A 25,324-nucleotide genomic window follows, 5' to 3' on the forward strand; every position below is an offset into this window, starting at 1 on the left:
ACGGCACCGACGCCGTCCGGCAATCCACCGGATTGATCACCCCCGGCACCGCCGGCATCGCATCAGGATTCGGATGCGTGACCGGACCACGCGGGATCACATGCCCGCCACCGGCACGATTGTTGCTATCCCGACCAGTCCTCGAGTGGGTCGACGTACCCCCACCCGTCGTCTGCGTGCCCTGGACGACGACCGCGCGGCCATCCGAGTTGAGCTGTTGACCGATGCTCTCGATTCCGCCATCACTGTTCCCGCTGCTATCGGTCGCAGATGCAAGCGTCATGCCGGCACCAAGAATCGCCAGCACAGCGATGAGCCTCAGCATTTCGGGTCTCCGTCACGCCCTTTTGTTCCCAGGACCGCAAGCCCCGTCGGAGAGGCTTGGGACTCTTCGAGCGTGACCGTCGCGCTCTGGACATCATCCCGGTCGGGGTCAGAAAGGAGGTTGCCATCAGTATCGAAGATCGTGACCTTGGACACGTCCAAGCAGACACTGAGCCGCACGGTCAGCGGTGACCGTGTGATCGACGCGGGTTCCATCAAGGTGATGTGAGCGTCTCCCTCGATCTTCACGCCATCGGCGTGGTACTGACTGAGTGTCTTCTTGTCGTCATCAAGTGCATTGCCGGACTCCAGTCTGAAGACGTCTTCAAACGTCGCAGGCTCGGCGGTGTCGATGGCGTTCAGTGCATCCACATACGTCCGGTACGTGTCCTCCGCGGCCTCGTACGCGTCGGCTTCGCTGGTGAACCGGGGGCTCGGCGTCGGGCTCGGGGGTGGGTGCGCCGCGCACCCGGTCAGCAGCGCGATCACGATCACGGCGGCAGACACGATCACACGACGAGACATGCACACCACCGTAGCGAGATCCGTCCACGCGCCGTCAGAGTTATCCACAGCCACCGGCGGCGCCGCCGGAATGAGGGCGCACTCGTCCACTCCGAGCAGTCGTCACAGAGTCCGAGATCCATGAACCGGCGCCGGTCGTCGCTCTCGGAGGCTCGCCCGCTGCGCGATTCCGTACCGGGGGACTTGACCACCGGCGGTGCGATCACCACGGCGGCCCGTGCGTCAACAACCGGGGCCGGTCGGTTCGTCGGTGCAGGTGTGGGCGACCAGGATGCACGATCACTTGTGCGCCATCATCTGTCGTCTGAGGCCACTCAGCGTCAGTTCAAAGGGAGGTCCGGCATGTCGCCGGACCCGAACATAGCCGCAAGGAAGACCGAAAGACCGAACACGATGGCAGCGACAGCTTTCAGCATGCCGGTTCACCCTCCCGTCCTTCGACCAGCGAGATCAGGTAGCCGAACGTAGCGTGGTCGTCCTCATCAAGGTGGATCGCGAGACTCTGGACGTCGACCCGGTCTGGGTTGACTCGGGATGATCCATCTTTGTTCGTGACCTCGACTGCCGAGACATCAAGGCAGACCGCAAGTTCAATCGTCGCGGCACCCGCGATGCGTGCCGCAGGAGCGATCTTCGTGATCTTTGATTTGCCCGACACCGTTACGCCGGCCGCATGGTAGGCGGTCAATGCCTTCTTGTCGCTCGAGTTCTGTTCCGCGGTCGTCAGTGCAAAGACAGGCCCGAAAGTCGCCGCCTCAGTCGTGTCGACCGAGTTGAGCGCATCCACGTACGCGCGATACGTGTCCTCCGCGGCCTTGTACGCGTCGGCTTCGCTGGTGAACCGCGGGCTCGGCGTCGGGCTCGAAGCCGGCTGCGCGGCGCATCCGGTCAGCAGCCCGAGCACGATCACGGCGGCAGACACGATCACACGACGAGACATGCACGCCACCGTACCGAGATCGGACGCACACACCGGCAGAGTTATCCACAGCCCCCTACGCGATGGTGCGCTCGCTCACTCCAGACGGTCATCACGGCATTGAAGCCCACGGAGCGGCACAGGTCGGCTGCCTGCGGCAGCGGCGTGACCCAGGGATAACGGGATTGCCTGTGGGCAGCGACGACAGCGTGGCAGAGATCGTGAGTGTCAGGAGTCGCATGTTGGTCCTTCGGTACGCCCGTCGACGCTTGAGATGAGCCAGCCGGTCGGCGACGTATCCGACCGGGTGAAGGCCACGACGACTTGTTGGACGTCGCCTCTGTCCGAATCCACCATTGAGTTGCCGTGAGCATCGACGAGCTCGACGTTGCTGACATCCACACACGCATCGAGATACGTCATCCGGGAACCGGGAGTTCGCGTGGTCGACGGCTGAAGAAGAGTCACGACCGTCCTTCCCGTCATCCGCCACCCGTCCGCATGCATGGCGCTGAACGCCTCCTTATCCGTATCAAGTGCATCGGCAGTCTCAAGACGATAGAGCGACTCGAACGTGGCCGGATCCTCGAGCCGAACTCGGTTGAGCGCATCCACGTACGCGCGATACGTGTCCTCGGCCGCCTTGTACGCGTCGGCTTCGCTGGTGAACCGCGGGCTCGGCGTCGGGCTCGGGGACGGGTGCGCCGCGCACCCGGTGAGCAGCGCGAGCATGAGCACAGCGCCAGTCACGAGCACACGACGAGACATGCACGCCACCGTAGCGACATCCGTCCACGCACCCTCGGAGTTATCCACAGCCGCCGGCGTGAGAGCACGCTCGTATGCTCCGGGCGGGCATCACGGCATCTGAGACCCATGTGAGGGCGCCAGCACAGCGATGGCCCTCAGCATTCTGGATCACCATCGCGTGACTTGACCCCCCTGATGGCAAGCCCTGTCGGAGAGGCTTGGGATTCTTCGATCGTGACCGTGACGCTCTGGACATCATCCCGCTCGGGATCGACAAGGGAATTGCCATCGGCATCGAAAGCCCGGACATCGGAGACATCGAAGCACGCACTCAGCCGCACGGTCAGCGGTGACAGCGTGATGGACGCGGGTTCCATAACGGTGACGTGAGCGTCTCCCTCGATCTTCACGCCATCGGCGTGGAACCCACTGAGTGTCTTCTTGTCGTCATCGAGCGCATTGCCGGACTCCAGTCTGAAGACGTCTTCAAACGTCGCAGGCTCGGCGGTGTCGATGGCGTTGAGTGCATCCACGTACGTCCGGTACGTGTCCTCCGCGGCCTTGTACGCGTCGGCTTCGCTCGTGAACCGGGGGCTCGGGGTCGGGCTCGGCGCCGGGTGCGCCGAGCACCCGGTCAGCAGCCCGAGCACGATCACCGCGGCAGACACGAACGCGCGACGAGACATACACGCCACCGTAGCGAGTTCCGCGCACGCCCCGTCAGAGTTATCCACAGCCTCCGGCGTGAGAGCACGCTCGTATGCTCCGGGCGGGCATCACGGCATCTGAGACCCATCGGACGGCGTAGGTCAGCAGCCTACGTTCCCAGAGTTCGGAGAATTGCACGACGTTCGGAGGATTCGGGCGGATCAATCCGAACATGGCGCGATCGTCCGAAGCCTGTGAGGCGGGCGCGACGTCGACGGGAGCTCGAGGAGGCTCGCGGTGATTCGGAAGGGAGACTGCGTACGAGCTGTACAGGCTGCTGGGACGCTCGTCCAGCCTGCACGCCGATCGTCGCTCCCAGAGTTCGGAGGATTGGACGACGTTCGGAGGATTCCGGCGGATCGCTCCGAACTTGGCGCGATCGTCCGAAGCCTGTGAGGGGGCGTGCAACGAGGGTAGAGCGGGAACGGGGGGCAGAGCGGGATGGATCAGTCCTCGCCCGAGTGGGCGAGGTCGAGCAGCGGCAGATCGTCGCGGGTGACCAGCCGGGCGGCGATCGCGTGTTCGACCAGTCGCACCCGCCGATTCGTCGCGTACGAACGCACGCCCCCACGCATTCCGGGAACCCCCACGCGATCGAGCTTGTCGCACACGTTGTCGAGCTTGCGGTTGAACCGGGTCAGCGTCCACCCCAGCCGCTGCGCGGCCTGCGCCGAGGTCGGCAGCTCGCTCATGCCGGCGCCCTCGCGCCGCAGCAGCGGCTCGGCGAGCGCCACGATCATCGCCTTCTGGCTCTGCGTGAGCGGCACCTCGCCGATCGTGGACTGACCCACCTCGTCGTCGAACCGCGCCGTCTCGCGGAACGCCGGCGCCGCGGCATGCAGCACGATCTCGTACGTGGTCGGCCCGGCGCTGAAGATCACCGTCGTCGCCTCGAACACGAGCGGCAGCCGCGCGCCCGGTGCCAGCCACGCCTGCACCCGACCGCCCGAATCGGTCACCGTCGCCGACAGCCGCGAGCCCACGTTCGACAACAGCCACAACCCGTCGACACACTCGATCGTGAGAAAGTGGCGATGCAGGAACAGATTGTCGTCGATCGCCAGGTCGCCCTCGCGACCCACCGTGAACACCTCCCCCGGCCGCACCGTGAACCGCTCCCCCGCGAACTCCACGACCACCTCGTCGCGCTCCCGCGTCACCGTCTCATCGGTCATGGCACACACCTCGTCACCGCGTCCGAGCTCGCCCCGTCCCCGCGCACCGTGCGAACCTCGATGCAGGTGCGGCCCGTGGCATCCGTCTTCTGCCGCACCGTCGGCTCGTCGACCCGCTGCAGCGCGCCCGGCTCGTCCGCACGCGACACATCCCGCCACAAGAACGCGTCACCCGCCTCGCTGTCGGTGTTGCGCCAGGTCCACACGACCACGCCCTTCTCGACCGTGCCCGCCAGATCGGTCGGCGCCGGCACCGTCGCCGGCAGCGGATCCTTCGGCTTCGGCGGCGCGGCACTCGCGGACTTCTCGGGCGCCGGTCCGCCCAGCAGCTGCGGCAGCGCGACCACGCCGACCACGATCAGCGCGACCACGACCACGCCCGCACCGATCCACGCCCACAGACCCACCGCCCGGTGCGCGGCCGGCGGGGGCACGGATGCCGCAGCCGGCGCCGGCTGGTCCGAGATGCGCGCGATCGTGTCAGGCGCGGTGGCCGCCGTCGGGGCGACGGCCGCACGTACCACCGTCTCGTCCGCCGCGTCGGGCAGGGGTGGACGCGGCGGCACCGCGCCCGCGCCGAACGCCTCACGCGGCGCAGCGACCGCGCCCGGCCCGAAACCACCCCCGGCCGAGCCGCCACCCGGTGCGAACGGCGACGCCGGCGCACGGGGCAGGTCGGCCGGATGGGTCAGCCCCGCCGCCGGCGCGGTCTGCGGGTCGATGCTGACCACGCCCCGCACCCGGGTGAGACCGTCGTCCTCGTCGCGGGCGACGTCGTCGACCGACCCGTCGTCGAGGATGTCGATCGGGGTGACCGCCAGCGACAGCTCGATCTGCACCTTCTGCAGCGCCCGGGCGAACTCGAGCGCGCTCTGGTGGCGCCCGGCCGGGCTCTTGGCCATCGCCCGCTCGAGGGTGCGCTGCAGCGAGGGCGGAGCATCCTGTCGCCCCAACGGCGGCAGCGGCGCGGTCTCGATGCGCCCGATCAGGTCGGCGGCGGTGTTGCGCTGCCCCTGCAACTCGAACGGCGACCGCCCGGCCAACAGGGTGTAGACGGTGGCGCCCAGCGCGTACACGTCACTGCGCACGTCACTGTGGGGCGTGTCGGCGAACGACTCGGGCGGCGACCACGGAATGGACAGGCCCGCCGATTCGGTGTCGGCGTTCGTGGTCGACGCGATGCCGAAGTCGGTCAGCGCCGGGCGGTTGTACTCGGTGACCAGGATGTTCGCCGGTTTGATGTCGCGGTGCAGCACGCCGGCGCGGTGCGCGGTCTCGACGGCGGCGGCGACCTGCACGCCCACGCGCAGCGACTCGGCGACCGAGAACGGCTCGCGCCGGTATCGCACCTGCAGGTTCGGTTTCGGGCAGTACTCCATCACCAGGTAGGGGCGTCCGTCGGCGGCGACCCCGGCCTGGTAGATCGTGACGATGGCCGGATGCGTGGACAGCATCGCCATCACGTTGGCTTCATCGGTGAACTCGCGCACCGACCCGGACGCCATCCGCTCGGTCAGCAACACCTTCACCGCGACACGGCGGCGCGGCAGCTGCTGCTCGTAGAGATACACGTCGGCGAACCCGCCCGACCCGAGCAGGTCGACGTACGTGAAGCCGGGCAGATCCGGCGGCGCGGCGGGACTCCGGCGGGGGCTCACGCGATGTCCTCCACGGTGACCGTGATGCCGTCGCCGAGGTCGAGCACGTCGCCGGGGACGACGACGTTGCGCTCGCCCGGGTGCAACCGCACCGGGTCGGCACCGGCGCGACGCAGCGTGGTGCCGTTGGTGGTGTGCAGATCGGTGGCCAGGATGCTGTCGTCTTCGACGCGCACTTCGAGATGGCTGCGCGAGATGTCCTGCTGCGGACTGGCGACCGCGATCAGGTGCGGCAGGTCGGTGCCGGTCACCCGGGTGGAGCGGGGCCGCCGTCCGATCACGACGGTGCGGTCGAGCGGAACCACCTGGCCGGTCGACAGCCGCAACCGGCCGGGGGCGGCGGGGCGCGGCGGGGCGAGCGGCTCGGGCGCCTCGTCGCCGCCGGTCTCGCCGCGCAGCTCGCGGGCGCGCGAGACCGAGATGGTCTCGCCGTCGTGGTCCCCCCGAACACGCACGGAAGCCACTGTATCGCCCACATCGCCGCCCGCGGGCGGTGCATCGACGATCGGGCGCGGCACGTCGTCGATGAGCCCGGGCACCATCGTCACGTGCGAGGGGGCGAGGGTCTCGATTCCGGCCGGAGGCGTCTCGGTGGGCGGCTCGGGTGCGGCGGGGGCGGGCGGGGCCGGCTCCGGGGTGGATGCCTCGGGCACCGGCGTCTCGGCGGCCGGTTCCGGTACGGCCGGCTCCGGCGCGGACGGCTCGGGCACGGGCGTCTCCGCGGCCGGTCCGGGCTCGGCGGGCTCGGGCGCGGGTGCCTCGGGCACGGGCGCCTCGGGCACGGGCGGCGTCTCATCCGGTCCGGGCACGGCGGCCGGCTCGGATGCGGACGGCTGGGGTACGACGAGCGGCTCGGGCGCGGCGGACGGCTCGGGCGCGACCGGCTCGGGTACGGCAGGTGGTTCGGGGACGGACGGCGCGGGCGCCTCGGGCACGGGCGGCACCTCATCCGGTCCGGGCACGGCAGCCGGCTCGGGGACGGCGGGCTCGGCGGGCGGCTGGAGCACGGGCGGCTCCTCGTCCGGTCCGGGCTCGGCGAGCGCTGCGGGCTCGGCATCCGGTGCGGGCTCGGCGAGCGCTGCGGGTGCGGCCGAGGCGGCAGGCAGCGGTGGCGGGGGCGGGATGAGCGGCAGTGCGGACGCCGCGGTGACCGGCGGCGCAGGCGGCACCGGCGGTCGACCCGGTTCGGCGTCAGGACCGGACGCGGGCGCGCCGGACGCGGCATGCACCCCCCAATCGACGACCACGGCGCCTGCGCGGGCGACACCGTCGCGCAGCGGCAGCACGGCGTCGGCCGTGGCGCCGGCGCCGATCTCGGTGCGGGTGGCACCGGCGGCGACCTGCTCGGACCAGGTGGTGACCCCCGCACCGGTGACGGTGACCGGGGCACCGCCGCCGGTGGCGGTCGCCGAGATGTCGCCGCGCACGGCAAGGCGCACCCCGCCCGGCTCGGCGACGGCGACCAGGAACGGCGGGATCGCGGTCAGCGAGGTCCCGAACGCGCCGGTGAGCGCCTCGAGCACCGCGGCGAGACCGCGTCCACCGTCGACCTCGCGCCAGATGCGGGCGAGCAGGTCGGCGGGCACGTCGGCGTCGATGAGGACGACGGCGGACCGGGTGGCGATCAGGTGGGCGTCGCCGGGTGCGTAGTGCAGTGCGACCATCAGCGTGATCCTCCTGTCGGGTACGGCGTGCGGGGGCGGGTGTCGGCGTTCAGCTCGTCGTCTTCGTCGGGCACGACCGGCTGGGTGCCGCGCCCGTCGGGCCGGCACGAGGCGTCGCCGACGCTGATCGCGTCGACCACGAGCGCGGTGACGTTGTCGCGCCCGCCGTGCAGCACCGCCTCGTGCACGAGCCGGGTGGCAGCCGCCTGCGGATGCGCCTCGGCGCGCAGGATGGCGTCGATGCGGGCGACGTCGAGCTCGGTGGGCAGCCCGTCCGAGCAGACCAGGATGCGGTCGCCTTCTTCGGCGGGGATCAGCCAATAGTCCGGGTCGGCGTCGCTGCCGGCACCGATCGCGCGGGTGATCACGTTGCGCCGGGTGTCGCGCGAGGCCTGTGCGATGTCGAGCTCGCCGCGGTCGATGAGTTCTTGCACCACGGAGTGGTCGACGCTGATCTGCTCAAGCTCGCCGTCGCTGAGCCGGTACGTGCGCGAGTCGCCGACGTTGATGGTGAGCCAGTACCCGTCGCCGTCGATGTCGGCGATCGCCACGCCGCTGAGCGTGGTGCCGGCACCGGCACCGGCGCCGACCGGCAGCTGCTCGACCCGGGCACGGGCCCGGTCGAACGTGGCGCGCAGGTCGTCGACCGAGACGCTCGGCCGGCCGACCAGGTGCGCGAACTCGTCGATGACGGCGGCGCTGGCCACCTCACCGGCGTGGTGCCCTCCCATGCCGTCGGCGACGAGGAAGACGGGGGATGCCGCGATATACGAGTCCTCGTTGAGCCGCCGTCGCAGCCCGGTGTCGGTGGCGGCGCCGCACTGCACGGCGATGACGTCGCGATCGCTCATCCGAGGATCTCCACGGTCGCGGTGCGGTCGCCGAACTCGAGCCGGTCCCCGTCCCGCACCGGGGCGCGTCGCCCGGGCACGACCGGCGCGCGGCGACCGTTGCGCACCAGCACGACACCGTTCGTGGAGTGCCGGTCGACGACCCAGACGCCGGTGGCATCCACCCCCATCTCGAAGTGCGTCTTCGACAGCGACAGGGTCTCGTCGCGCACGGCGACCACGACCGCGCCGTCTTCGCCGGCCGGATTGCGGCCGAGCACGGTGCGACCGTGGATGCCGGTGCGCGTGCCGTTGTCCCACACCAGCATGGCGGCGGCGGATGCCGGTGCGGCGCCGTCGGGGCCGAGTGCGGCGGCCGCGAACCCGCGGGTGATCGTGGTGGCACCGATGGTCTGGCCGACATCGACCGGGCCGGGTGAGGCGGATGCCACGGCCCCGGTCGGCGGGGGCGACTCGGGCGGGACGTCGGTCGCGGTGGACCGGTCGTGCGTGACGCCGGGCACCTGGGAGATCACGCCCCGGCGTTCCACCGGCAGCGCCGGGGCCGCGGGCACAGGCGGCGCGAGCATCGGCGCCGGACCAGCCGCGGGCGCCGGCTGCACGGGTGCCGCGAACGGCGACGGCGAGCTGGGCCACCCGGCCGGCACGGTCGAGAACGGGCGCGGCGCGTCGGACCGGCCGGCCGCCGGGCGCAGGTAGGCCCCCGTGACAGCGGGTGTCGCAGGCGCGGACGCCGTGGCGCCGGGTGTCTCGGCGCCGAGTGTCTCGGCGCCAGGTGTCGTGTGGCCGGGGGATGCGGCAGCGGATGGCGCCGGCTCAGCCGCCGACGAGTCGGGGGCGACCGCGCCGGCGGCCGGCAGCGGCCGGGGTGTGATCCACGCCGGCGCGGCCGGAGGTGTCGGTGCGGACGACGGTGCGGGTGCGGTGCGGCGGGTGCCGACGGCGCGGGACCCGGCTCCGGTCGCACTGCCCTGGGCGGTCAGATACGGGATGCTGTCCCCGTCGACAGTCTCGCCCGCTTCGCGCACAGGCGGCGGTACGGCCGGTGCCCCTGCCCCCGTCGTGACCCACGCCGGCTCCGGAGCCGGCACGCCCGGGGCCCCCGGGGCCACCGGCTGCGACACGGGCACCGAGCGATGCACGGGCGATGGCTGCGGCATCCCGGCACCGTCCCTGGCCACGCGCACCATCACCGCGCGGGCGGCCCGGTCGTGCCAGCCCTGGCGGTAGGCGCCGGCATCGAACAGCGGACTGACGTATCCGACGACGATCGCCCCGCCCAGCGCCCACACCAGGTTGCGCACGAGCGCCCGCCCGAAGCCGAGCGGTGCCCCGGTGTCGCGGTCGACCGTCCGCAGGCCGAGCGCGCGCTGGCCCACCGATCCGGCGCCGCCCTGCAGTACCGACAGCACCACCAGCCAGGCCAGCGCGACCAGCCACGACACCGCCTGCACCGTCGCGACCACCACGAACACCCCGCGGGGATCGTGCACCGTGCCGGCCAGTACGGCCGCGCACCCGGCGGCGGCGAAGACGGCCGCCCCTGCGCCGATGGCGCCGTCGATCACGCATGCCAGTACGCGTGCGCCCAGTGCGGCGGGTTCGGATGCCGTCATGCGCCCTCCTCATGCCGGCCGGCGCCGCTGCCGGCCCGGTCGTCGTGCCCGTTGCCATTGTGCCGCGAACCGACACCGTGCCCGGAACGCCCGCCCTGGTGTGCACCGGCGTCACCGGCACGCCGGCGGCCGATGCGCGGCATCCATCGCTCGAGCGCGGTGCCCGCCACCAGCGACCGCACCGTGAAGCGTGCGCGGGTGCGTCGCCAGAAACCGCGCTCCGCTCCGACCTCGTCGACGATGCCGTCCACGTGCGACCAGAACTCGTCGACCTCGGCGTCTGTGGGCTCGCCCGGCGCCCACACCCGCGCGTCGGCGTGCTGGGCGAGCGCGGTCACGGCGGGTCGGTCGAACGCGGCGGCGACGACCCGGGCGTCTTCGGAGCGGGTGGCACCCGCGCGCACCGGCGTGCCGTAGTCGAGCGCCGCGTCCTTCAGTTCGTCCCAACCGCCGCTGATCCGGTCGGCCGGCCGTTCGGCGGTGCGCCGCCGGCGCCGCCGCGATGACTTCAGTGCCCCGATGACCAGGAACGGCGCGGCCACGACCCCGACGGCCCCGGCCGACACACCGACGGCGGCGAGCACGGCGAGAAGGATCGCGCCGGCGGGATTCTTGTCGTCCTTCTTGCCGTGGTCGGCGGGCACCGTCGGCGGCTCGTCCGCCGGCTGCTGCGCGGGCGGAGGCGGCTGCAGCACCTGCGGCTTGGGCTTGGTCTGCGGCTTGGTGGTCTGGTCGGTGGGCACATGATCCTTCGGCGGGGTCGGATCGAACGCCACCCAGCCCACCCCGGTGAACGGCACCTCGACCCACGCGTGCAGGTCGTCTCCGGTGGCCGAGAACACCGAGCCGGATGCCTCGTCCTCGGCGGGATAGAACCCCATCACCACGCGCGCGGGAATGCCCAGAGCCCCCGCCATCAACGCCATCGCGGTGGCGTACTGCTCGTCGTCGCCCACCATCTGCCGGGACTGCAGCAACGCCGAGATGCGCGCCGCGCCGTGCCCTGCCAGCGAGCGGGGCTCGTTCTCGAGCCCGTGGCTGAAGAACCCCCCGTCGGCGAGGTACTTCTCCAGGGCCCGCACCTGTTCGATCGGCGTGCGCGCGTCGGCAGTGGCCTTCGCCGCGACCGCAGCGACCTCCTGCGGCACACCCTGCTGCCGAGGCATCCGCACCGGCGCCACCGGCACCTTCGCCAGCGCCTTGTCACTCGGTCGCGCGGCCACGACGGTGTTCAGCTCGTACCCGTCGCCCTTCGTCAGCCCGGCGGTCACCAGCGCCGACGAGGTCGCCTCGTTGTACAGGGCCGCACGGCGCAGGTCGTCGGCCCGGGGCCCGTCGAACACCATCGACTGCACGGCGCCGACCGACGGCATCCACACCCCGTCGAGCGCCCCCATCTGAATGTGCACCGTCGCCGGCGTGCCCTTCGCGTCGGGCGACATGTTCGCGCGCACCGGCGAGAACGCGCTCGACGAGCCGAACCCGGCGTCCGACACGTTGTAGACCACGCCCGAATAGGCGTCCATGACGGCCAACCGCACCCGGGCGTTGTGCGGCAGCGCCTGCACCGTGAACAGTGTGGTCTGCCGGTCGTCGCGCACGATCGCCCGGAACGACTGCAGCGGACTGGCGTAGTCGTGGATGTCGAACGGGGGGATCACCACATCGCGCACCACGTACCGCGGTGAGACGGGGGCGGCGACCGCGCCGGTGACCGCGCCGGCGGCCACCGCGACCGCGATGATCCCCGCCCCGAGCGCGACCCGGCGGCGCGTGCCCGCACGCGTGGCCTGCCCGGTCTCGCCGAGCGAGACCACGGTCTGCGCGGGGGCCCACGCCTGACGCAGCGCGAGCCACACCACCGCGGTCACGGCGAAGACCACACCCTGCACGATCGGGGCCGCCGGCGTCGAGGTGCCCAGCGCGATCTGCACCAGAAGGGCCGCGCCCGCCGGCAGCAGCGCCCAGGCGGGATGCCGCAGCCGCAGCGCGAGACTGCCGGTGAGCACCGCGGCGATCAGCAGCAGCAGGAACGGCACGATGCCGAAGCCGTCGGCCACCGAGACCGGGGCCACCGTGGTCACCAGCGCCTTCCACGAGGTGACCACCCCGGCGGCCAGCTGCTGCAGCGAGTCGAGCGACGGGATGACGCCGATGATCGCGCTGTACGGGACGGCGAGCGCCGAGCCGAGCACGAAATAGGCGACGATCGCGGCGGCGGTGGTGAGCAGCACGCCCCAGCGCAGCCGGGCCGCCACCACGGCGATGCCAAGGCCCAGCGACAGACCACCCAGCGCCGGCAGCAGATAGCCGGGGCCGCCGAAGGTGGGCCAGAAGCCGATCACGGTCACCAGCAGCAGGGCCGCCACGGCGGCCACGTCGACGATCCGGCGACGGATGCTGTTCATGCCAGCACCTTCCGCAGGGCCGCCGGCAGCTCGTCGAGCGCACCGACGGTGACCACCGACGCCTCGCCGATGCGGCGCATGGCGGGTGCGGCGCCCGGTTCAGCACGCACGGCCAGCACCCGGGCCCCGTACGGCAGCCGGGAACAGGCCAGGCGCAGGCGCGAGGCATCCACCGTCGACCCGCACACCAGCACGACGATGCTCGCCAGTGCCACAGCGGCCGCCACCTGTCCGGCCAGCGCTTCGAGACGACCGTCACGGGGACGCGTGTGCTCGAGCGCGGCCAGCGCGTCGAGGAACCGCTTGCCGGTGCCGGAGGGAAGGGTGCGACCGGGCACGTGCACGTCGACGCGCCGCGAATCGCGCAGCGCGCGCAGGCCGATCGACCCGGCGACCGAGATCGCCAACTCGAACTCGGCGTCGGTGCGGTAGTCGCCGGCGGCGCCCGACAGCCCGATCACGAAGTGCGAGCGGCGGGTCTCTTCGTACTGGCGCACCATGAGCGCCCCGGTGCGGGCGGTCGACCGCCAGTGCACGTGCCGCAGGTCGTCGCCGGGCTGGTACTCGCGCAGTGCGTGGAATGACACGTCGTCGGGCGAGAGGTCGGTCGCCGGCAGACCCTCGAGGTCGCGCAGGAACCCGAGGGTCTGCCCGTCGAACGCCACCGTGCGCGGGTGCACATACAGGTCGACCGGGTCGTCACGGCGGTGCACCCGCTCGAACAGCCCGAGCGGGTCGCCACGCACCACACTGACCGGCCCCACCGGCAGCACGCCGCGACGGCTGGTCGGGATCGCGAACAGTTCCTCGACCGACTCGCCCGGTGCCAGGCGTGCCACGGCGAACACGCCACGGCCGGCACCCACCGGCAGCACGACCCGCGACGGCAGGATGGCGCGGGTGCCGGGGTTGGCGAGCATGAGCGCGCCGACCGCGCGTTCGCCGACGACGACCCGGGTGCGGGTCAGGTCGAGGCCGACGTCGTAGGCGGTGCGCCCGATCAGCAGCAGTGCGCAGGCGACGAGGATGACGGAGAGCACGACGGCCGCGACGGTGAGCTCCCACCAGCCGAGCACGGTGCCGAGCACCCACAGCGCGGCGGTGGTGACGATCAGCGCCCAGGTGACCGGTCGCACCGTCCCGGCGGCACGGCGTATGCCGGCACCGGACGCGCGGCCCACGCGCACGACGGCCTCACGCCAGGGCGAGAGGCCGGCGGGAGCGTCGATCACCGGCGCCCCCATCAGGCGACGGACCTCGCCTGCGGCGCGGCGACCTGCTCGAGCACCCGGGCGATCACCGTGTCGGCGTCGACCCCCGAGAACTCGGCTTCGGGGTCGAGCACGAGCCGGTGCGTCCACACCGGACCGCTCAGCGCCGTGACGTCCTCGGGGATCACGTAGTGCCGGCCCTGGGCGGCCGCCCACACCTTGGCGATGCGCACCATGGCCAGCGACCCGCGCACCGACACGCCCAGCCGGGTGGCCGGGTCGGTGCGGGTGGCCTCGGCCAGCTGTGCGGCATAGCGCAGCACCGCGGGTTCGACGTGCACGGTCGAGGCGAGGTCGGCCATGTCGGCGACCGCACCGGTGGTGATGATCGCCGGCAGGTGCGCCGAGGGGTTGCGGTCGGCGGCGCCGGCGAGGATCTGCTCGGCGACGGCGAGGTCGGGGTAGCCGATGCTGGTCTTGATGAGGAACCGGTCCAGCTGCGCCTCGGGCAGCTTGTAGGTGCCGGCCTGCTCGATGGGGTTCTGCGTGGCGATCACCAGGAACGGCCGCCCGACCTCGTGCGGCTGCCCGTCGACGGTGACCCGCGATTCCTCCATGACCTCCAGCAGCGCCGACTGGGTCTTCGGCGAGGCGCGGTTGATCTCGTCGGCCAGCAGGATCGAGGCGAACACCGGGCCGCGGTGGAACTCGAACGTGCGCGTGTTCTGGTCGTAGATGGTGACGCCGGTGACGTCCGAAGGCAGCAGGTCGGGGGTGAACTGGATGCGGCTGGACGTGCCCTGCACGGTGGCCGCCAGCGCCTTGGCGAGACTGGTCTTGCCGGTGCCGGGCGCGTCTTCCAGAAGCACGTGCCCTTCGGCGAGCATCGCCGCCAGCACGAGCGCGACCACCTCGCGCTTGCCCAGCACGGCCTGGTCGATGTTGTCGACCAGGCGCGTGAAGGTGCCCTGGAACCAGGTCGCCTGCTCGGGTGTCATCGTCATCTCGGTGTCTCCTCCTGTGCCGTGCGCACCGTGCGCGCCTGCCGTCCTGCCGCGCGGTGCGCTACCACGTCGACCTCTGATAGTCCTTGCCGCCGATGGTCACCCAGACCTGCTGGCCGGGACCGCCGAAGTAGCAGCCGAGCTGCACGGTGCCGTTGGCCGGGAAGTGCCAGGTCGCACCACCGGCGAACGGCGTGCCGCCGTACGGGCCGGTCGCGTTGCAGTAGACCTGGTAGTCGCCGGCGGTGAAGTTCGACACCGTCACCTTGAAGTACGCGCACGTCGACGAGGTGCACGTGCTGCTGGTGTGGTACGCACCGCGCGAGACGATCGCCGTGGGCTGCGGTGGCGCGGCGGTGGTCGCACTGGCCGAGGCGACCGCGCTCCAGCCGGCCTTGTTGTGCGCACGCACCTCGATGGTGTGACGCTGCGAGAAACCGTAGTTGCCCGAGGTGGATCCGCTGGCCGACTTCGTCTGCCAGGCACCGCCGTCGATGCGGATCTGCGTCTGGTCGATGGCGGCGCCGTTGGCGTCGGGGGCCGACCAGTGGTAGGTGATCGTCTGGCCGCTCGCGCTCGCCGAGGCACCCGGCGTACCGGGCTTTCCGAACGGCACGGCCGCGGCCGAGGCGGCCGAGGCGCCGCCCGGGTAGGTCGTGCCGTCCACGGTCGAGACCGCGCGCACCCGCACCTTGTAGTCGGTGCCGTTGGTCAACCCGGTGATGGTGCCCCTGGTGCCGCTCCAGCTGCCCTGCCAGGCACCGCCGTTGAGGCTGTACTGGTACCGGATCTCACCGCTGGTGGCACCGTGCCCGGCCGCGGCGGTGTAGCTGACCGCGATCTGCCGGTCCCCTGGGGTGGCCTTCGGGGCGCCGGGCTGGCCGGGCGCGGTCACGCCGCGGCGTGGTGCCGACACCGGGCTCCAGGTGCCCCAGCCGGCCTTGTTCTGCGCCCGCACCCGGAACGTGTAGTCGCTGGTCGAGGTGTCGACCCGCACCGCCTGCGAACGGGTGGTGCCGCCGACGGTGATCGAGTTGAGCACCGATGAGCCGCGCATGACGTCGAGCTGGTACTGCGACACGGCGTCGCCGTTGTCGTTCGGCGCGGTCCAGGTCACCCGCATCTGCGCCTGGTCGCCGACCGGCTCGAGCATCGCGGTCGCAGGCTTGCCGGGGGCGTCGGGGGCGCGCGCCGGGATCTCGGTCGCCGACCAGGCGCTCCAGCTCGACGGCTCGGGGGCACGGTTGACCGCCTGTACGCGCACTTGGTAGGCGGTGCCGTTCTCGAGCCCGGTCCAGGTCAGCGAGTTGCCGGTGACCTTCGTCTTCTGCGCGATGCCCGACGGCGGGGCCGGCGAGATCTCGAGGTTGAACGACTCGACCGGCGAGCCCGGGGTGGGCGGGGTCGTCCAGGTCACCTTGAGGCTGCGGTCGCCGTATTTCAGGGTCGGCGGCTGCGGGGTGTCGGGGCGGGCGTCGGGGCGTGCCGTCTCGGACGGCGGCGACGCGGGCGAGTCGCCCACCCGGTTGGTGGCCACCACCCGGAAGTTGTACTCGACGTTGTTGGTCAGCCCGTCCAGAGTGCACGTGGTCGCCTGGCACACCTTGCTGTAACCGCCCGAGGTCGCCGAGACGGTGTACTTCGTGATCGGGGCGCCGTTGTCCACCGGCGGCGTCCAGCTGAGCACGACGGTGCGGTCCTGCACGCTCGACACGGTGGGCGTGCCGGGCGCGGCAGGCACCCCCTGCACGGTGACCACGACGTGGCCTTCGACCTCGCGGTCGCGGTCGCGGGTGGCATCCTGGATGCGGTAGCGCACCGTCATGCGGCCGACGAAGTGATTCGCCGGGGTGATCTGCAGGTGGTCGCCGGCGATCTCGGCGGTGCCGTCGCCTGCCTCGACCACCGCGGCGGTGATCTTCAGCGGGGTGTCGGGGAACGGGTTGACGTCGTTGTCGAGCACGTCGACGCGGATCGTCTTGCCCTGGTCGGCCTGCTCGATCACGTCGTCGTTCGCGGTGGGCAGGGGGCGGGTGGATGCCGTGACCGAGACGGCGACCGAACCGCGCACCGGCTCGGTGTGCCCGTCACTGACCTCGATCGGGATGGTCGCCGCGGTGCCCTTGGGGGTGGACGCGTCGGCCGCCACCTGCAGGCTCTGGCCGTCCACGCGTGCCGACAGCCCGGCCGGCACGTCGCCGGCGATGCGGTAGCGCATGCCCGCCAGGTCTCCCGGATCGGGGTCCGTGGTCAGCGCGCGCAGGTCGATGCCCGCGGCATCCTCACCCGGCGCCACCTTCAACTGGCCGTTCGTGAACGTGGGCGGCTCGTTGTCGGGCGGGGTCACCGTGATCGGCAGCACCAGGGTGGCCTTGTGCCCGGCCGCGTCGTCGGGTCCGGCGCCGTCGGTCACCTCGAAGGTGAGCGCGTCGGGGCCGTAGTACCGCTTCGCCGACGTGTAGACGAGGGTGGTGCGGTCTTTGACCAGGCCGTCGCCGTTGCCGTGCACGGCGCTGACCTTCTCGGTCTCGGTGATCACCGCGGGTTTGCCGCCGGCGGTGCGCACGTAGTCGGCCAGCGGCAGCTCGATCGTCTCGCCGCTCTTGACGGTGACCGGCTTGGTCGACGCCAGCGCCGGGGGCAGCGAGCCGAGGGCGGGGGCGCGGATGAACGCGGATGCGGTCAGCCCGTCGCGGTCGGTGATCGTGTACGTGAGCAGCTGGTCTTCGTCAGTGAGACGGATGCGGGCCTTGCCGTCGCCGAGCACCTGCGCGGTGGAGCCGTCGATGCTCAGGGTCAACGCGTCGACGGTCCCGTCGGGGTCTTCGTCGTTGCCGAGCACGTCGACCACTGCCGAGCCGTCGACGATGTCTTCGGGCTGCACCCGGTCGTCACGGGCGATCGGCCGCAGCAGCGGCACGTCCGGGCGCACCGAGACCTGCACGACGCCCACCGCCCGCGCGCCGCGCGCGTCTTGGATGGTGTACTGCAGCGAGGTCTGCACCGGCTGCGACGGCGCGGTGACCACGACCCGGTCGCCCTGCACGGTGGCATCCAGCCCCGCCACCTTCGGCAGCACGATGCCGTCGGTCACCAGGCCGATGCGATCGCCCTCGGGGTCGGAGTCGTTGGTGAGCACCGGCACGGCCACCTGGCGGCCCGGCCGCATCACCACGGTGTCTTTGACGGCGTAGGGGGGCTGATTCTCGGATGCCGCGGGCGCGATGCCGACGCGGACGGTGCCGATGCCTTCGCGGCCGAGCCGGTCGCGCACCCGGTAGGTGAACGTGTCGGCGCCGGTGTCGTCGCCGATCGCTTCGTAGTCGATGTAGTCGTCACCGACCTGCGCGATGCGGCCCTTGCCGGGGGCCGAGGCGATGCCGGTCAACTCGACCGAGTCGCCGTCGGGGTCGATGCCGTCCAGCGGGATCTGGATGCGCACCTGCGACCCGCTCAGCACGCGCGCGGTGAGGTCCTTGGGCCGCGGCGCCTGGTTGGTCTTGACGCTGACCGGCAGGATCTGCACGGTGACGTAACCGGCATCCTTCTGCCCGCTGGCGTCGACCGCCTCGTAGGTGAGGTAGGCGGTGCCGGGTGTGGTGCCGGCCTTGAACCGCACCTCGTCCTGCGAGACGAACGCCTCGCCGTCCTTGGCGTCGACCAGCGGCGGCACCAGGTCGGGCGCCACGTGCAGCCGGCCGCCGTTCGGGTCGGAGTCGTTCTCGAGCACCGGGATGGTCACCACGTCGCCGGCGCGCACCACAGCCTGGTCGTCTTCGGCCACCGGCGGGCGGATCGTGGACGGCGCCGGCACCGGGATGACGACGACCTCGCCGTCGGCGCTGTGCGTGCCGTTCGAGATGGTGTAGCCGATCGTCAGCTGCCCCTTCAGGGTCCCCTGGTCGCTGACCCGTAGCGTCTCGTGGCCCTGCACGGCGACCGAGACACCGGCATCCGGCGGCACCGACACCGACTGCACGACGAGGATGCCGCCGCCGGGGTCGGAGTCGTTGGCCAGCACGTTCACGAGCGTGTCGCCGCCGGCGGGCAGCAGCGCCACGTCCTGCACCGCGACCGGCGGATCGTCGGTGGGTGTGTCGGGTTGGACGTCGATGCGGACGATGCCCTCGGCGGTGGCGGTGCCGGCGGCGATCAGGTACTGCACGTAGTAGGTGCCGGGGCTCGACGAGATGAACCGGAACGTCTTGTTCGCGAAGTCCGGGGTGACCGTCGCGCCGTCGACGTTCTCGACCCGGGTCAGCCGCAGCTCCTGGCTGCCGGCCGACAGATCGTTGACCAGCGGCGAGACGGTGATGGCGCGGCCGACACGGGCGATGACGTGGTCGGCGGTGGCGATCGGCTCGGTGGCGCCGCGGGGCCGCACGTCGAGGCGGATGGTGCCGGTGGCGGTCTTGGTGCCGTCCGAGACGTGGATCTTCACGTCTTTGCGACCCAGGGTGCCCGAGGTGGCGCGGTACGTGATCCGCCCGTCCGAGGTGACCTCGACCTCGTCGCCGGGCGCGGGTTCGGCGCCGCTGAGGTAGATGCTGTCGCCGTCGGGGTCCCGCCAGTCGGGCAGCACGTTGTAGCTGAGCACCCCGCCGGCCTCGACCTCGAGCGAGGTCACCCGGGTCTGCTTCGGGGCCTCGTTGACGCTCCATGGGTGCACCCGCAGCGACACCTTCGCGGTGGCCGTGCCGTTCGGCCGGCCGTCGTCGACCTGATACGTGAACGAGTCACTGCCCGAGGCATCCGCCGGCACGACGATCTGCAGTCCCGAACCGTTGTTGATCCGCTCCAGCTGCCCCAGCCGGGGGTTGCCCTTGGGCACGGTGACGGTGAGCACGTCACCGTCGGCGTCGGTGTCGTTCTCGAGCACCGGCAGCACGGTGGTGCGGCCGGGGCGGATGCCGTATGCGTCGGGGTTGGCGATGGGGGTGGTGTTCTGCGGGGTGCGCTTGGGCAGCGTGGACTGGATCGTCTCTTCGGTGACCTGCTCCTGATCGTCTTCTGTCTGCCCCTTGTCGGGGTTCAGGTCGTCCCAGTTGTCGACCTGCTGCAGCTTGTCGCTGGCCATCCACGCCGAGCCGCCGATGACGTCGTTGAGCACGACGACGTCGCGGTTCTGCCGGAACGTCAGCTGCGCGGTGGCGGGAAGGCCCGGGATGTCGCGGGCCAGGTCGTCTGCGGTGCCCGTGCAGTCGCGCACGAACCGGGCCGAGGCCCCCCACGCCGCGTAGGCGCAGCCGTTCAGCCACACCGGGGCGGCCGGCGCGCCCGATCCGCCCGCGTCGCGGCTGCGGACCTCGGATCCGTCGAACGGCACGCGCAGCAGCGCGGACTCGGACGCGACGGTCACCGCATCGGCGGCAGCGGACGGCTGCTGCAGCACCGAGCCGGCGGGCACCGTCGTGTGCAGGCCGGAACCGGTCAGCAGCGTGCCGCGCGCGTCGAGCACGACCGGGGTGTCGCCGACGGCGGCGACGGTCACCGGCCCGGTCAGCTTTTCGAGCGAGCGGGTGTCGGTCCCGGTGGGCGCGCCCTGTGCGTCGACGCGTACGGTGACCAGCGACCGCTTGGCGGGCGAGACGGCGAACACGGTGCCGTCGGTGGCGACGGTGGCCACCGCGCCCGCGCCGAGCGAGGCGGTCGGCTTGGTGCCGGCGGCCTTGAAGCCGGCGATGCCCGCCGCCGGCACCACCCACAGCGACCCCTTGGCGGGATCGACGACGGCGACGGTGCTGCCGCCGAGGACGACCTGGGCGCCGGCCGGCACGTTCGTCGAGCCGGTGAGGGCGACGGTGGCCGGGTCCACCGACGAGACGGCGTTGCCTGCCTCGTCGTGCATGATCACGGTCTGTCCGGACTGCAGGATGTCGTACTTGTCGGTCGAGGTGCTCAGCCCGCCGTCGAGCACCCGCGACGAGTCGTTGAAATGGCCGACCATGAGCGCCGACTGCTTCGTGATCCACACGCTGCCGTCGTTGAGGTCGAGCTGGGCGGTGGGGTTGCCCCGGTAGACGAACGCCAGCGTCGTGATCGCCACGGCCCCCGCGGTGACCACGCCGGCGGCGGCGAGGGTCTTCGGGCGGGCGCGCAGCCACGCGGCGAACCTCATGTGCGGTCTCCCCCCTGGGACCTTGCGGGCATGATTCGACGGGCCGACCGTCGGGCCGACCCTCAGCAGGATATGTGACGCGGCTGAGAACGGCGATGGGTCCGTTTGCCCATGGGTCGGTGGGGCCGCCTCACCCCACCCGGCTGAGGCGGCCGTCGTGCAGCTGCAGCACCCGGTCGGCGCGGGCGAGCATGACGGGGTCGTGCGTGGCCACCACGGCGGCGGTGCCGCGCTCGTGCGCCAGCCGCGCGATGAGGTCCATGATCTGCGCGCCGGTCTCGGAGTCGAGCTGCCCGGTCGGCTCGTCGGCGAGCAGCACCGCCGGTTCGGCGACCAGGGCCCGGGCGATCGCCACGCGCTGCTGCTGCCCGCCCGACAGCTCCGCCGGGCGCTGGTTCACGTGGTCGGCAAGGCCCACGGCATCCAGCGCCTGCGCCACCCGCCGGGCGCGTTCGGCCGGGTCGGTGCGGCGGATGCGCAGCGGCACCTCGACGTTCTCGGCCGCCGACAGGATCGGCACCAGCCCGAACCCCTGGAACACGCTCGCCACCGTCACGCCGAGCAGCGCGGTGCCGTCCGGACCGTACAGGTCGCGCCCGTCGATCTCGACGCGCCCCGCGGTCGGCCGGTCGAGCCCGCCGAGCATGGTCAGCAGCGTCGTCTTGCCCGCGCCCGACCGTCCCCGGATCGCGACGACCTCACCCGCATCGACCTCGAGGTCGATCTCGCGGGCGGCGTGCACCTCGCCGGCGGGCGTGCGGTACACCCGGCTCAGCCCCTGTGCCCGCAGCATGCTCATGATTCCCCCTCGGTGTCGGTGTCGGGCGCTTCGTCCGCCGGCGGCACCGCAGCGTGGCCGGGTCGCACCTCGATGCGGTCGGGCTGCAGCGACAGCCGCACCCGGTCGCGCAGCTCGAGGGCCTGCACGTAGTCCGCCGGCAACTGCATCCGCCCCGCCCGGTCGAGCACCGCGTATTCCGCCGCCGTGCGCACCCGCCGGCCCTCGTCGTCGGTGTGCGTGGTGCGCAGCGTCTCGGTCGCGGTGCGGCCGTCACGGATGCGCACCGTGCGGTCGACGTGCTCGGCGACCGCGGCGTCGTGCGTGACGATCAGCGTCGTCACCGCGTGGTCGCGGTTCACCGACTCCATCGCGGCGAGCACATCCGCGCTCGTCGCCTCGTCGAGCTCGCCCGTCGGTTCGTCGGCCAGCAGCACCGCCGGCTCGTTGGCCAGCGCGACGGCGATGGCCACGCGCTGCTTCTGCCCGCCCGACATGTGCGCAGGGCGCCGGTCGGCGACCTCGGCGACCCCGAGCGCGGCCAGCAGGTCGTCGGCCCGCTGCGCGCGCCGGCCGCGCGGGATCACCCCGGCCACCGCGTGCACCATCGCGATGTTCTCGCGCGCCGTCAGGTACGGCAGCAGGTTGCGTCCCGACTGCTGCCACACGAACCCCACGCAGCGTCGCCGGTAGTCCAGCCGTTCGCGGCCGCGCATCGCCACCAGGTCGTGCCCGGCCACCCGGGCGCGGCCGGCGCTGGGGGTGTCGGACCCCGACAGGATGTTCAGCAGCGTCGACTTGCCCGACCCCGACGCTCCGACGAGCGCGACCATCTCGCCGCGGCCCACGGTCAGGTCCAGCCCCTGCAACGCCTGCACCTCGACCCCCTGCGCGGTGTAGATGCGCACCAGCGCCTCGCACACGATGTCCGGCTCATCGGCCATGGCCCACCTCCTCGATCACGACACGACCTCCTCATCCACCCGGCGCAGTGCAGCGGCGGCACTGGACCTCGAGGCCACCACCGCCGCCGCCGTCACCGCGACCGCGGCGACGGCGGCGAACCCTGCGGCCACGGCCACCGGCATCCACCCTTCGAGAACCACCGGCGGCTGCGACCGGCCGCCGACGAAGCGGGTCAGGTCGACGCCGCCCAGCAGCAGCGGCGGCAGCGCGAGCCCGGCGCCCAGCCCCACCACGAGCGACAGCGCGAGTGCGGGCCCGACCTCCCACAACACGAGCGGCAGCTCGCGGCGGCGCGGGTAGCCCATCGTCGACAACAGCCCGAGCATGCGCCCACGCTCGGGCGCGCCGCGCAGCAGCGTCATCGATATCGTCAGCACGAACAGCACCGCCGCCACCGCCAGCGCACCGGCCAACGCTCCGCGCACGGTCTGAAGCGCCGGGTCGGCGGCGATCTGCGCCGCCTCGGCCTGCGGGGTGCGGGTCTGCGCGTCGCCGCCGACCGCCTGTCGCACCGCCGCAGCCACCGTGGCGACGGATGCCTCGGGGCCGAGGTCGACGAGCAGGGTGTGCACGGTGGGCGCGGGCCCGACCAACCGGTCGGCGTACGTGCGGTCGACGAGCACCCAGCGGGCGCCGTCGACGTACGCCGGCTGGCTGTCGGCTGCGGTCAGCTGCACGTCGACGCCGTGGACCACGAGGGGTCCGGAGCCGGCGGCGTCGACGACGGATGCCGCGGCCACCGCCGGGATCGCGTCGTCGGGCGCGGTGGCCGGTGGCACGACCGCGCCGGGCACGTCGTGCTGCACCGCGGCCAGTTCGTGCGGGTCGACGGCGTACACGGTGACGGTCAGCCACTGGGCGGTGCCGCGGGCGGGCAGCTGCACGTCGGCGTAGATCGGGGCGACGGCATGCACGCCGTCCAGCGCGCGCACGCGCGCGATCGCGGCGTCGGGGATCTGCGTCGCACTCACCCGCAGATCGGCACCGGTTCGGGCCCGGGCGGTGGCCTCGACGCCGGATGCCACCGTCGCCGAGGCGACCAGGGCGAACAACGCCGTGGCGACGCAGACTAGCGCGGCCAGCACCGGGATCACCGGCAGCGTCCGCCCGCGGCGTGCGCGGGCGGGGCCGACCAGCGCGACGACGCCGCGGCCACGCGCCAGCGGCGCCTCGACCGCGCCGAGCAGCAGCGGCACCAGTCGCAGCACCACCACACAGGCGATCGCGAAGACGGCGGCCGACGCGGCCAGCCGCACCGGGGCCACCGTCGTCTGCGAGCCGAGCGCGGCAGCCAGAAGCACCGCGACGCCCGCAACCAGCACTCCCCCCTCGATCGCGAGCCGGCGGATGCGGGTGGGTCGGTCGGCGACCCCGAGGTCGGTGCGCGCGCGCCGGGCCGCGGCCGGCAGCGCCGCGAGCGGGCACGCGACGGCGGCGGCGATCACGGCGGCGACCGGCACGACGAGGGCGGACGCTCCGGCCCAGCCGACGATCGCGGCCGCCGACGCGGCACCGACGGCGGCGCCGACCGCCGCCAGCGCCAGCCCCTCACCGGCCAGCAGCGCGGCCAGCAGACCGATGGCCGCGCCCCGGGCACGCGCGGCGCGCACGGTCGGCACGCGCCGGGCGGCCAGCATCCACCCCGTCATCGCCACGGCGGCGATCGCGACCGTGAGCGGGCCGATCGCGGCGAGCGTGACGATGGCGGTCATCGCGTCGCCGCGGGCGGCGCCGGCATCCAGCAGCGCCGGCGCCGAGCTGAGGAAGGTGAGCGCGGAGTTGTCGGGTCCGAACGTGCCCGAGAACGCCTGCGGCCGTGCCGCGAAGCCGCGCAGTTGCGCGGCGAGCACGGCGGCCTGCGTGCCGGCGACCCGGTCGGCGCGCAACGGAAAGAAGACGGTGGTGGCTGTGGCATCCAGCCACGGGTCGAGCCGGTCGAGCAGACCCGGAGCGGCGTACGCCGAGGCGAGGTGCACGACGTCGCCGGTCCCTACCTGCTCGATGTCGGGGTGCAGCCCGGTGCGCTGGTGCGTCCAGGCGCTCTCAGCGGGGCGCCGGGCCTCATAGACGCCGACGAGCTCGACGGTCATCGGGTGCGACGGAAAGTCGAGGCGGCGACGCTCGCCCAGCGGCCAGGCCAGGGTGTCGGCCGCCTCACGCGACAGGGCGACCTGCACGATCTGGTCGACGGGCGGGTCGACGGCATCCGGCTCGGGCAGGTGTCCGGCGACGATCCGGATGCGCGCGCCGACGTCGGGATCGAGCAGGATCGTGATGCGGTTGGCGGGCCGGGCCGATCCGTCCAGCGGCATCGCGGTCTGGCCGTCGAGCGTGACGAAACCGGCACCGGCGGCGGTGACGGTGCGCAGCGGCTGCGGCATCCGGTCGTGGATGCCTCTCAGCTGCGCGCGCATCGGATCCCAGACGGCGACGCCGGTGCCCGGGCCCGCCGTCGGCGTGCCACGGATGTGGGCGGTGGCATCGAGGGTGTCGGTCCGGGCGCTGTGGAGTGTGCGCTGCACCGTGGCGGTGCGGGCGTCGTCGAGGAGCGCGGGCAGTGCTGCCCCGGCGAAGGCGACCACGGTCACCAGCAGTACGACCAGCACCGAGGCGAACGGCGCGGTGCACGCCGCGCGCAGCGCCACGCGG

At 72.5% G+C, this 25,324-nt stretch carries 16 protein-coding genes; all 16 read right to left on the reverse strand.

Going from position 1 to position 25,324, the window contains the following annotated elements; all coding sequences use genetic code 11:
• Window positions 1–318 precede the first annotated feature (318 nt).
• Window positions 319–939, reverse strand: a complete 621-nt coding sequence (locus H577_RS15115) for a hypothetical protein (protein WP_156876548.1) — start codon at window positions 937–939, stop codon at window positions 319–321.
• Window positions 940–1,258: 319 nt separating this feature from the next.
• Window positions 1,259–1,789: a hypothetical protein gene (locus H577_RS0104620; protein WP_029144962.1), complete on the reverse strand. Its 531-nt coding sequence runs from the start codon at window positions 1,787–1,789 to the stop codon at window positions 1,259–1,261.
• Window positions 1,790–1,996: 207 nt separating this feature from the next.
• Window positions 1,997–2,500 carry a hypothetical protein gene (locus H577_RS15120; protein ID WP_156876549.1) on the reverse strand — a complete coding sequence of 168 codons (504 nt, stop codon included), beginning with the start codon at window positions 2,498–2,500 and terminating at the stop codon, window positions 1,997–1,999.
• Window positions 2,501–2,673: 173 nt separating this feature from the next.
• Window positions 2,674–3,204 (reverse strand): hypothetical protein, encoded by a 531-nt coding sequence (locus H577_RS15125; protein WP_051191749.1) that lies wholly within the window; start codon window positions 3,202–3,204, stop codon window positions 2,674–2,676.
• 468 nt (window positions 3,205–3,672) lie between these two features.
• Window positions 3,673–4,401: a hypothetical protein gene (locus tag H577_RS0104635; RefSeq protein WP_051191750.1), complete on the reverse strand. Its 729-nt coding sequence runs from the start codon at window positions 4,399–4,401 to the stop codon at window positions 3,673–3,675.
• Entirely contained in the window at window positions 4,398–6,059 is a 1,662-nt protein-coding gene (locus tag H577_RS0104640) for a serine/threonine-protein kinase (RefSeq protein ID WP_029144964.1), read from the reverse strand. Before H577_RS0104640 ends, H577_RS0104635 begins: the two co-directional genes overlap by 4 nt.
• Complete coding sequence (locus tag H577_RS0104645) at window positions 6,056–7,723, reverse strand: FHA domain-containing protein (RefSeq protein ID WP_036283709.1); 1,668 nt, start codon at window positions 7,721–7,723, stop codon at window positions 6,056–6,058. The genes H577_RS0104640 and H577_RS0104645 overlap by 4 nt, the downstream gene beginning before the upstream one ends.
• Complete coding sequence (locus H577_RS0104650) at window positions 7,723–8,574, reverse strand: PP2C family protein-serine/threonine phosphatase (RefSeq protein ID WP_029144966.1); 852 nt, start codon at window positions 8,572–8,574, stop codon at window positions 7,723–7,725. The genes H577_RS0104645 and H577_RS0104650 overlap by 1 nt, the downstream gene beginning before the upstream one ends.
• Complete coding sequence (locus tag H577_RS16895; protein ID WP_029144967.1) at window positions 8,571–10,190, reverse strand: RDD family protein; 1,620 nt, start codon at window positions 10,188–10,190, stop codon at window positions 8,571–8,573. The genes H577_RS0104650 and H577_RS16895 overlap by 4 nt, the downstream gene beginning before the upstream one ends.
• On the reverse strand, window positions 10,187–12,598 hold the full coding sequence (locus tag H577_RS15135; protein ID WP_084515821.1) for a transglutaminase-like domain-containing protein: 2,412 nt from the start codon (window positions 12,596–12,598) through the stop codon (window positions 10,187–10,189). The genes H577_RS16895 and H577_RS15135 overlap by 4 nt, the downstream gene beginning before the upstream one ends.
• Window positions 12,595–13,830, reverse strand: coding sequence for a DUF58 domain-containing protein (locus tag H577_RS15140; protein ID WP_245570327.1), 1,236 nt, complete (start codon window positions 13,828–13,830; stop codon window positions 12,595–12,597). Before H577_RS15140 ends, H577_RS15135 begins: the two co-directional genes overlap by 4 nt.
• An 11-nt stretch (window positions 13,831–13,841) precedes the next feature.
• Window positions 13,842–14,813: an AAA family ATPase gene (locus H577_RS0104670; RefSeq protein WP_029144968.1), complete on the reverse strand. Its 972-nt coding sequence runs from the start codon at window positions 14,811–14,813 to the stop codon at window positions 13,842–13,844.
• 61 nt (window positions 14,814–14,874) lie between these two features.
• Window positions 14,875–20,931: an Ig-like domain-containing protein gene (locus tag H577_RS0104675; protein WP_029144969.1), complete on the reverse strand. Its 6,057-nt coding sequence runs from the start codon at window positions 20,929–20,931 to the stop codon at window positions 14,875–14,877.
• 130 nt (window positions 20,932–21,061) lie between these two features.
• On the reverse strand, window positions 21,062–21,730 hold the full coding sequence (locus tag H577_RS0104680) for an ABC transporter ATP-binding protein (RefSeq protein ID WP_029144970.1): 669 nt from the start codon (window positions 21,728–21,730) through the stop codon (window positions 21,062–21,064).
• Window positions 21,727–22,653 carry an ABC transporter ATP-binding protein gene (locus H577_RS15145; RefSeq protein WP_036283712.1) on the reverse strand — a complete coding sequence of 309 codons (927 nt, stop codon included), beginning with the start codon at window positions 22,651–22,653 and terminating at the stop codon, window positions 21,727–21,729. Before H577_RS15145 ends, H577_RS0104680 begins: the two co-directional genes overlap by 4 nt.
• Before the next feature lie 15 nt (window positions 22,654–22,668).
• Window positions 22,669–25,320, reverse strand: coding sequence for an FtsX-like permease family protein (locus H577_RS0104690; RefSeq protein WP_029144971.1), 2,652 nt, complete (start codon window positions 25,318–25,320; stop codon window positions 22,669–22,671).
• Window positions 25,321–25,324: the final 4 nt, after the last annotated feature.

Source organism: Microbacterium luticocti DSM 19459 (genome assembly GCF_000422405.1).
GTDB lineage: Bacteria > Actinomycetota > Actinomycetes > Actinomycetales > Microbacteriaceae > Microbacterium > Microbacterium luticocti.

Bases quoted from the DNA above. Each gene is read 5' to 3' on its own strand.
- H577_RS15135 (WP_084515821.1), bottom strand. From the start codon at position 12,598: ATGAACAGCATCCGTCGCCGGATCGTCGACGTGGCCGCCGTGGCGGCC.
- H577_RS15125 (WP_051191749.1), bottom strand. From the start codon at position 3,204: ATGTCTCGTCGCGCGTTCGTGTCTGCCGCGGTGATCGTGCTCGGGCTG.
- H577_RS0104670 (WP_029144968.1), bottom strand. From the start codon at position 14,813: ATGACGATGACACCCGAGCAGGCGACCTGGTTCCAGGGCACCTTCACG.
- H577_RS16895 (WP_029144967.1), bottom strand. From the start codon at position 10,190: ATGACGGCATCCGAACCCGCCGCACTGGGCGCACGCGTACTGGCATGC.
- H577_RS15145 (WP_036283712.1), bottom strand. From the start codon at position 22,653: ATGGCCGATGAGCCGGACATCGTGTGCGAGGCGCTGGTGCGCATCTAC.
- H577_RS0104635 (WP_051191750.1), bottom strand. From the start codon at position 4,401: ATGACCGATGAGACGGTGACGCGGGAGCGCGACGAGGTGGTCGTGGAG.
- H577_RS0104620 (WP_029144962.1), bottom strand. From the start codon at position 1,789: ATGTCTCGTCGTGTGATCGTGTCTGCCGCCGTGATCGTGCTCGGGCTG.
- H577_RS0104675 (WP_029144969.1), bottom strand. From the start codon at position 20,931: ATGAGGTTCGCCGCGTGGCTGCGCGCCCGCCCGAAGACCCTCGCCGCC.
- H577_RS0104650 (WP_029144966.1), bottom strand. From the start codon at position 8,574: ATGAGCGATCGCGACGTCATCGCCGTGCAGTGCGGCGCCGCCACCGAC.
- H577_RS15120 (WP_156876549.1), bottom strand. From the start codon at position 2,500: ATGCTCGCGCTGCTCACCGGGTGCGCGGCGCACCCGTCCCCGAGCCCG.
- H577_RS0104680 (WP_029144970.1), bottom strand. From the start codon at position 21,730: ATGAGCATGCTGCGGGCACAGGGGCTGAGCCGGGTGTACCGCACGCCC.
- H577_RS0104645 (WP_036283709.1), bottom strand. From the start codon at position 7,723: ATGGTCGCACTGCACTACGCACCCGGCGACGCCCACCTGATCGCCACC.